Source organism: Vibrio sp. 2096 (genome assembly GCF_033339595.1).
GTDB classification, from domain to species: Bacteria; Pseudomonadota; Gammaproteobacteria; order Enterobacterales; family Vibrionaceae; genus Vibrio; species Vibrio alginolyticus.
The window spans coordinates 1-1075 of the sequence record NZ_JAWOUX010000103.1; the positions used below are offsets into that span (position 1 = coordinate 1).

1 protein-coding gene is annotated in these 1075 nt (G+C 45.3%); it reads right to left on the reverse strand.

Features of this window, described 5'->3' with window-relative positions:
• A partial coding sequence (locus R7Q41_RS24360) for a ComEC/Rec2 family competence protein (protein ID WP_318144750.1) occupies positions 1 to 1075 on the reverse strand: 1075 nt, incomplete at both ends.

Sequence of the window (1075 nt, forward strand, 5' to 3'; positions counted from 1 at the left end):
TAAAACGAGCACGGCACTCACTACAGCAATAACAAATGCCCACTCGGTACTAATGGGTTGCCAAGTTCCTATGGCATATCGAACCGACCAACTTAGTGGCACAAGGAATACGTCAAGCAAATACCATAGAACCGTCGCCAACATAGGAAAGAGCAATGACGCAATTAAAGCAGCAAACATGATTGGAACGACAACAAAGCCAAACCAAGGAATGAAAACCAAATTGTAGACTAAAGAAGACCAGCTAAATCCAGAGAAAAAATAGCCACTGATCGGGACAATCAATAAGCTCAGTATCAGTTGAGTCAACAGAAGTATCCGCAACTTTCCCAACCGACCTTCCTTCGAGTCTTGCACTGTGTTAACCGCAAACAAAACGGCACCAACGGATAAATAAGACAGCCAAAAACTCAAACTAAAAGAAGCAAAAGGTTGGAAGAAAAGTTGCAACGCCACGGCCAGTAGCAGTACGCGCCATGGGCTCCAATGAACAAGCCAATACTTCAAAGCAATATAGATGATACAAACAGAAACGGCTCGGGTCGTCGGCAAAGAAAAATCAGCAAGCCAAGCGTAAACAATGGCAAACGCCAACCCACTCACTGATGGCAGAAACCAATATCGCGGCATAGCAAGCCGAATAAGCCCACCAAGGGCGAGCCCAAACGTCAATGCCATCCCAATGTGTAAACCAGAAATTGATACAAGATGCAGTAGTCCGCTGTCACGCAGAGACTGCCAATCCTCTTTGGTAAGCCCAGTGCGATCAGCAAAAGCCAGTGCTTTGATTAGAGCAAAATGCTCAAGGCGAGAAATATCACGCTCAACAGTTTGAATAATAGCTTCGCGCCAAGACGAAGAAGTACGAATGACCCAGTGTGAATCTTTAGTTACGACCGCTCTAGCAACAACACCACTTCCCATTGACTGCTTTTCTGCGTCGAAACCCGCTTCATTTCTGAGGCCGATAATGGGCTTAATCAAAACGTTAGTCGTAAACTCACTGTTAACAGCTAGTGGGAATGGCGTTATGAGGCGGACTTTAGGTTTAAGAAAAGGTAACAGAGTGTGAGTA